The sequence below is a fragment of the Streptomyces sp. PH10-H1 genome (assembly GCF_030063355.1).
GTDB lineage: Bacteria > Actinomycetota > Actinomycetes > Streptomycetales > Streptomycetaceae > Actinacidiphila.
This window is the reverse complement of sequence record NZ_JASISZ010000153.1, coordinates 1-6,811: the sequence shown is the minus strand read 5'-3', so window position 1 is coordinate 6,811 and position 6,811 is coordinate 1. Positions and strand designations below refer to the sequence as shown.

The following is a 6,811-nucleotide window of genomic DNA, read 5'->3' as shown; positions in this document are numbered from 1 at the left end:
TCCGCAGGCACGTTCCGACTACTCGCCAACACCCGTAACTCAGCGACCTGTTCCACGGAGAGCTCCATGCCAGTACCAACGAGACACACGAGATTAAGTAACGCCAACGGGATCACGAGACACTAGTTGAGCAGCCGAATCCCAATCGGGCGGAAGGTGTACCCGCGTCACGTCCTCACCACTTGCCACCAGCACATGCACTCCGAGATCCCACACCTCCTCGGCGAGCATCCCCACGATGAGTTCGGACCGAAATGATTCCGTCCGAAACAGGGGACCGGGATCCGGGTGCTCAGCGGTTACCACCTGGACATCGATTTCGCACTGCCCGGCAAGGCCGAGGCTCGCCATGATTTCCTCGGCCCAGCCCACCACAGATTCCACAGAACTCATCCCCTCAACGGGAGCAATCCACCGGCAAAGACCAGCGTGCCGACTCCTGGACGCCCGCCGACATTAATGCTGAACGACATGTAGTCCTGGAAGTCAATGCCATCCCATGATGCTACGGGCCCTATAGTCCCATGGACACGTGAGCTGTCCCGGATCGGCAAGGCAGCACAGTGAACCCTTCTCGGTAACGTCTCGTGACGGTTCGTGATCTTCGTTCAGGCGGTGCGGCCGTGTTCGAGCTGGAGCAGGACGAGGGCGGCGCGGGCGATGCGGGTGATGGCGGCGGGGTCCAGGCTGACTCGGCGCAGGGCCTTGAAGGTGACCTTGAGCAGGGCGTTTGCGCGTTCGGCGACGCCGTGGATGCCACGGATCACCTTGTTGAACGCCTGCTGGTGCTCGGCGAGTTCGCCGCCTTGGGGTTTCTTGACCGGGTGGCGGAAGCCGGGACCGGCGTTCTCGTAGCCCAGGTCGGTCAGGGTGGGCATGTCCAGCGCGGTGGCGAGCCGGTCGAGCGCGTCGATGAGCCCGTGGACGCGGGCGCAGGTGGTGTCGTGCTCGCGGCCGGGCCGGACCGGGGAGACCCAGATCGGCCAGCCGTCCGGGGCGGAGATGACCTGCACGTTGCCGCCGTGGTGCTTGTGTTTTCCAGACCACCAAAGATCGGCGCCGTTGGGGCCGGGGGCGGCGACGCGGTCGGTGCGGATGACGGTGCCGTCCAGGTTGAGATGGGTGTAGCCGGCTGCCGCGGCTCGCTCCAGCGCAGTGGAGAGGTCCGGGGCGTGGTCGGCGAGCACGGTCAGTCCCTCGTGCAGGTAGCGGTAGGACGTGGGCAGCGATATGGCGTTGTCGCGGGCGAGTTGGGACATGCGGGTGCCGTCGACGAACCACCGCAGGACCAGGACCGCCTGGCGGAAGGCGCCCAGGGCCCGGGTGGCCTTGCGGGTCCCGACGCGCTCGCGGTGCTCATGCAGGAGCCGGGCCAGGTGCTCGGCGGTCGCCCTGCTGACATCGAGGACAGCGGTGTAGGTGATACTGGAGGGCACGTGGAGCCTCTGGTTGCTGTACGGAACGTGATCTTCGCAGAGTCGTTCCTACCAGGGGCTTCACGCATGTCTGACGTCAGGTCACCGTCCAGGCCCCGCAAGGCCGTTACTCACCGCAACCATCAGGTTGCCGAGAAGACCTCAGTGCGACGACATCGTCGTACGCCTTGCTCTGGAGACGGCGTACGACGCCGGGCTGCTGGCCTGGGACGGCGACCGGGTCGCGGCGACGGACGGATACGACACCTGGGCGGAACGAGAACCGGCGGAGCAGCTCACCGCGCTTCTCCATGCCTGGCGGACGCTGCCGCTGACTCCGGCCCAGGCCCGCGACGAGGACTGCAAGGCGCTGCCCGCGCTCTCCGGATCACCGCCCTGCGGCGGCTGTTGACAGGCCCGGGAGGGGCTCCTCACCGCCGCGGCGCATCTCCCGGCGGACCGGGGAGTGCGCAGCCCCGCGGAGCTGGGGCCGCTGGTCGCCTGGTACCGCCCCCTCGCCGAGCAACTCCCCCAGGACACCACGCCCTTCGCCACCGTGATCCGGGAAGCGGAGCTGCTCGGGGTCATCGCCCGCGGCGCCCTGTCGCGCATCGGTGCCGCTCTGCGGGCCGACGACGCCGGGCGGCTGACGCCGGAGCTGCGGGCGGCGCTGCGGCGGGAGCCGTCCCGCCTGGCTCGACATCGCGGCGCGAGGGGAAGCCGAGGTGGTGACGTCCCCGATGACACTGGTCGAGGCGTACGACGGCAGAACGACCGAACAGCGCTGGGACTGGGTACTGTCCCGGCCCAAGGTCGCCGACATCGGAAAGGACGAGGGCCGCCAGGCCCGCCGCCTGCTGGCAGATGCCAAACTGCATGGCCACAAGTACGCGATCGACGCGGTGCTCGCCGTCATCGCGCGCCGGCAGAAGGGGCAGGTCACCGTCTTCACCTCGGACGTGGACGACCTGGAGAAGCTGGTTCCGGAGTCGATCGTCGTCAAGAAGGTATGACCCAGGATGCGTGCTTCGGCCCAAGGAATCGAGTCGAGTGAGCGCATGAGCGACGACGTCTGTCGGTCATCCCGACCGTACTGGTGAGCCGCTCAGCTTGCGACCGCTGTCGGACGATGGCCATGCTCGATGCCGACCTGAGCCCAGACTGGGAGGAGCACTATTGCTCCCTCAATGAGGAGGACTGCGGCCGGCAGGCCCATCAGCCCACTACGCCCCGCACGCTCCCCTGGCCAGGACAGCTGGAGAACCGCCAGGGGAGTACTAAGTGAAGGCGAGCACCAGAGCCGTGGACAGCAGCCACGCCCCGGCGAACCACAGGGCGGCCCGCCGTCCCTTCGTCGCCGCCCATGCCGCAGTCCCAGCACCGAACCAGCAGAGCTCCAGGGCTGCCCGCGCCGCACCGTGCAGGGGATGCGCGGCCGAGGGCGCGCCGAACAGCCCCCAGACAAGGGCGAACAGGATCACCAGGCCCGAGGCGAGCAGCAGGCGCAGCACAAGAGGCACCCGTCGGGTGAACCCCCACCAGCCTGCCACCGCATAGACACCTATCTCCAGCAAGAACGCCAGGACACCGCTCACCGCGCTCATCGGGCGAGCCACCACGCCGACGCGAGGTGCAGCACGGCGAAGGCGCCGGCACCGAACGTCATCCCCGGGTTCCGCCGCTGCGCCCCGATCGCCGAGTCCCCGGCCTGGGCCAGACCTGCAACCACCAGCATGGCGGCCGATGTAGCCGGCGATCCCCCCTCTCGTCGCATTTGCCCTCCGCAACCGCCGCCAAGACGGAGTGCCAGAAGTCTGCCGCCGATCGATAGCCGAACGGGCTGACAACAAGCTCCAATTGGGCCCGCGCGCGCAGGGGAGCGGTGCTGGCGAGCAGGCCGCCCATGACAGACATCGCCGATCCGCACAGAAGCAGCCGCATGCGGCTCTCGTGCGTCTGGAAGCGGTCGACCTGGCGCTGGATCAGGGAAGGCAACTCAGGTGCGACCTTCGCCAGATAGGGGAATTCATCGATCACGACGAGGACTGGCGAGTACCTGCGGCAGCGCTTGGTGCGGCGTGTGGGCCTGACACCGAGCGCGTACCAGGTGGCCTTCACCCGCTCAGCGAACGGAGATTGATGGTGACTCGCGGCCCGTCGGCCGTTCCTGGCCCATCGGCCTCAGCGGAGCTTGTGCCGGTCCGCCCATTCGGCGATGGCTCCGGCGATCGCGAGGGGCTGGTCCTCCGGGGTGTGGTGCCCGGCGACCACGTCGTGGCGCTCGATCTCGAGGTTGGCGATGTTCTCCGCGCACCAGTCGACGATCACCGGGCCCATCATGACCCCGGGCCCGGGTGCAAAGGTGAGGAGCAGTTTGGGCACGTCCGCGCTCGTCGCCAGCCACTTGTCGTACGCCTGGATCCTGGCCACGACATCGGCGGGTTCACCTCCCAGCGGCATCGATCGCGGCCACTGCAGCAACGGGCGGCGGCTTTCCCTGGTGAGGTACGGGCTGCGGTAGATGTCCAGGTCGGCCGGGTCGAGAGGGGTGGCGACGGTGCCGGGCAGCGCCTGCTCGATGAAGGCGTTGTCGTCGAGGATCATGGCCTCGCCCACCTGCGGTGTCTTGATCGCCTGAAACAGTGGGCGGCCGCCCTCGGGGAACTCCTCCCAGGTCATCGGCTTGACGATGGTCTCGGTGAACGCGATGCCGCGCACGCGTCCGGGATGCCGGGCGGCCCAGTCGAAGGCGAGGGCGCCGCCCCAGTCGTGTCCGACCAGCACCACGTCTTCGAGGCCGAGCGCGTCGAACCAGGCGTCCAGATAGCGGGCTTGGTCGGCGAACGTGTTGGCGATGTCGGGTTTGCCCGACTCACCCATACCGATCAGGTCCGGGGCCAAGAGGCGGCCCGGTTCGCCGACGGCGGGGAGGACGTCCCGCCACAGGTGGGGGGAGGTGGGGTTGCCGTGCAGGAAGACCATCGGTGTACCGGCGCCGCGCTCCCGGTGGAACATGGTCGAGTCGAGTACAGGCTGAATGGGCATGGCAGCTGGTCCTGTCAGGTGTTGAGGTTCATCGGTCGGCCCACCGCGCCCTCGGCCACGACCCGGTCGGGTGGATTCGGGTGGAAGGGGCGGCGGCGACGCCCCAGGAGAAGCGGACGGGCACCACGTGCGGCGCCCCGTCGGGCCGATGGTGGTCGAGGTGGCCCGGTGCGGCTCGGCGAGGAACGCCTCTACCGAGCCGGACACAGAGTTCACCGGAAGGCTGGGGCGGTGTGTGCGGCCCAGTCGGCGAAGGTGCGCGGCGCCCGGCCGAGGATGCGCTCGACGGCGGGGCTCGCCTCCTGTTCGGCGGGCAGCGGCCGGCCGAGGATGGCGAGGGTGCCCTCCACAACCGGTTCGGGCATGAACGCCAGCATCTGCGCGCGGGCCTCGGCACGGGTCTGCTCGATGAACCGCACCGGAGTGCCCAGAGCGTCGCCGATCGCCTTGGTCCGCTCCCGCGGGGTGACCGGCGCGGGTCCGGTGAGGTCGTACGTGCTGCCCCTATGGCCGCTCTCGCGCAGGACCATGGCCGCGACCTCGGCGACGTCCGCCGGGTCGACGGTGGGCAGCCCGACATCGCCGAACGGCGCGGCGGCCGTGCGCTGCGTACGGATCGTCTCAGCCCACGCGAAGGCGTTGGAGTTCAGTCCCCCCGACCGCAGGATCGTCCATTCGAGGCCCGAGCGGCGCACGGCGTCCTCGAACACCGCGGGATGGCGGTAGACCTCCGGTCGTGTCCCGGCGCCCTGGGAGGAGAGCAGGACGACGCGCCGCACTCCGCCCGCCTTGGCGAGGTCGAGGATGCTCTGCGGGTCCTCGCCGACGACGAGCAGGAACAGCGCATCGGCCCCGTCGAGGGCGGTGCGCAGGCTCTGTGGCTCGGCAAGGTCGGCCCGCAGGTGCCGCACATCGGCGGGCAGCTGCGCCGGGTGCCGGGAGACGGCGGTCACCTGCTCACCGGCCTCGACGAGGATCCGCACGAGCTCCCGGCCGACGTTCCCGGTCGCACCCGTCACAACAATCATGAGAACTCCGCATGAGTAAGTTAGTTGGCTGACTTAATTGGAACTCTAGCCGACACTCCGCCGCGCCGTCTACAATTAGTCAGGTGACTCACTCAAAAAGTGTCCGGCGATCGCCGGGCAAGCGGGAACGTCTGGCGGCCGCTGCAGCCCAGGTACTACACGAACAGGGCGTCGAACAGACGACGCTCGCCGACATCGCCCGAGCGGCCGACGTCCCGGTCGGCAACGTCTACTACTACTTCAAGACCAAGAACGAGCTGGTCGAGGCGGCGATCGACGCGCACGCGCAGAACCTCCGGGCCGTGATCGGCGCACTCGACGCGCTCCCCACCCCCCAGGACAGGCTGAAGGCGCTCCTGAACGGCTGGATCGAGCAGCGCGAGCTCACTGCCCAGTACGGTTGCCCCACCGGAACCCTGGCCTCGGAGCTCGACAAGCGGGCCGACGGCCTCGACCAGGCAATCGCCAAGGTCATACAGGTCCTCATCGACTGGGCCGAGCAGCAGTTCCAGGCGATGGGACGCGACGACTCCCGCGAACTCGCGATCGCCCTGATCGCCGCATACCAAGGGGTCTCCCTGCTCACCAACACCTTCCGCGCCCCCGACCTCATGACCGCCGAAGGCCGCCGCCTGGAACGCTGGATCGACTCGCTCACCTGACGAACCGCCGGCGCGAATCTCGTATCCTCCGCCCCTGTCCGCCAGGGCAGCTCGGAGGCCCCGCACACTCAGCGGTCGGGGCCTCCGTCATGACCGGTTTCGGTCCCACTTTTCTCACCGATGAGGCTCGCGGTGGCCGGGCGGATCGCTCTTCTCCTCCGCTTGCTCCTGGAGGAGGCCCGCGATCCGGGCCAGGTCGTTGCCGATGTCGATGATGCCGTTGACATCCGGGGTGGACGCGCCGTTCACGGCCGGATAGAACGTGTGCAGCCTCGCGTCGAGGTGACCGCCGATGGTGCAGGAGCTCGTTCTCCACGATCGGAGTGACCCGGTCGGCGGGGTTTCCGCCGCGGCCGTCGAGCAGTTGTCCCTGGGCCGGGTCGATGCCGGCCTGGCGCAGGAAGTCGTTGAGCACGGCGAAGCCGTCCTCACATTGGTGGCTGCCCGCCGTGACGGCCATCAGGCAGATCGCGAGGTTCGCTCCGAGGTTGTGGCTGACCTTCAGGATCAGCTTGGCGTACTCGGCGTGGACCGGGGAGACGTAGGCCGCGACGCGCTGCGTGCCGTCGTAGGAGCACCACGCCGGACGGGTTCGGTCCGGTCGGCGGGGCGGTGACCGTGACGCCCGCCCGGGCGCGCCGAAGCGCCGGACCGTGATCAC

General features: G+C 68.8%; 10 protein-coding genes. 4 read left to right on the top strand and 6 right to left on the bottom strand.

Going from position 1 to position 6,811, the window contains the following annotated elements; all coding sequences use genetic code 11:
* Window positions 1-608: 608 nt before the first annotated feature.
* Window positions 609-1,436, bottom strand: coding sequence for an HARBI1 family protein (locus QMK24_RS40365; RefSeq protein WP_283471892.1), 828 nt, complete (start codon window positions 1,434-1,436; stop codon window positions 609-611).
* 127 nt (window positions 1,437-1,563) lie between these two features.
* Here QMK24_RS40365 and QMK24_RS40360 point away from each other — a divergent pair, with 127 nt between their 5' ends.
* Window positions 1,564-1,827, top strand: a complete 264-nt coding sequence (locus QMK24_RS40360; protein WP_283471891.1) for a hypothetical protein — start codon at window positions 1,564-1,566, stop codon at window positions 1,825-1,827.
* 328 nt (window positions 1,828-2,155) lie between these two features.
* A complete protein-coding gene (locus tag QMK24_RS40355) occupies window positions 2,156-2,428 on the top strand; it encodes a hypothetical protein (protein WP_283471890.1) in 273 nt (90 codons plus the stop codon).
* 264 nt (window positions 2,429-2,692) lie between these two features.
* Here the strand turns inward: QMK24_RS40355 and QMK24_RS40350 are convergent, their stop codons facing one another.
* From QMK24_RS40350 to QMK24_RS40335, 4 genes are all read right to left on the bottom strand, one after another.
* Entirely contained in the window at window positions 2,693-3,019 is a 327-nt protein-coding gene (locus QMK24_RS40350; RefSeq protein ID WP_283471889.1) for a YrdB family protein, read from the bottom strand.
* Complete coding sequence (locus tag QMK24_RS40345) at window positions 3,016-3,150, bottom strand: hypothetical protein (protein ID WP_283471888.1); 135 nt, start codon at window positions 3,148-3,150, stop codon at window positions 3,016-3,018. The genes QMK24_RS40350 and QMK24_RS40345 overlap by 4 nt, the downstream gene beginning before the upstream one ends.
* A gap of 446 nt (window positions 3,151-3,596) precedes the next feature.
* Window positions 3,597-4,460 (bottom strand): haloalkane dehalogenase, encoded by an 864-nt coding sequence (locus QMK24_RS40340; protein ID WP_283471887.1) that lies wholly within the window; start codon window positions 4,458-4,460, stop codon window positions 3,597-3,599.
* Between the two features lie 212 nt (window positions 4,461-4,672).
* Window positions 4,673-5,488 carry an SDR family oxidoreductase gene (locus tag QMK24_RS40335; protein ID WP_283471886.1) on the bottom strand — a complete coding sequence of 272 codons (816 nt, stop codon included), beginning with the start codon at window positions 5,486-5,488 and terminating at the stop codon, window positions 4,673-4,675.
* A gap of 83 nt (window positions 5,489-5,571) precedes the next feature.
* Here QMK24_RS40335 and QMK24_RS40330 point away from each other — a divergent pair, with 83 nt between their 5' ends.
* Window positions 5,572-6,150 (top strand): TetR/AcrR family transcriptional regulator, encoded by a 579-nt coding sequence (locus QMK24_RS40330; protein ID WP_283471885.1) that lies wholly within the window; start codon window positions 5,572-5,574, stop codon window positions 6,148-6,150.
* Between the two features lie 114 nt (window positions 6,151-6,264).
* Here the strand turns inward: QMK24_RS40330 and QMK24_RS40325 are convergent, their stop codons facing one another.
* Window positions 6,265-6,399, bottom strand: coding sequence for a hypothetical protein (locus QMK24_RS40325; protein ID WP_283471884.1), 135 nt, complete (start codon window positions 6,397-6,399; stop codon window positions 6,265-6,267).
* 43 nt (window positions 6,400-6,442) lie between these two features.
* Here QMK24_RS40325 and QMK24_RS40320 point away from each other — a divergent pair, with 43 nt between their 5' ends.
* A complete protein-coding gene (locus QMK24_RS40320) occupies window positions 6,443-6,766 on the top strand; it encodes a hypothetical protein (protein ID WP_283471883.1) in 324 nt (107 codons plus the stop codon).
* The last annotated feature ends 45 nt before the right edge of the window (window positions 6,767-6,811 follow it).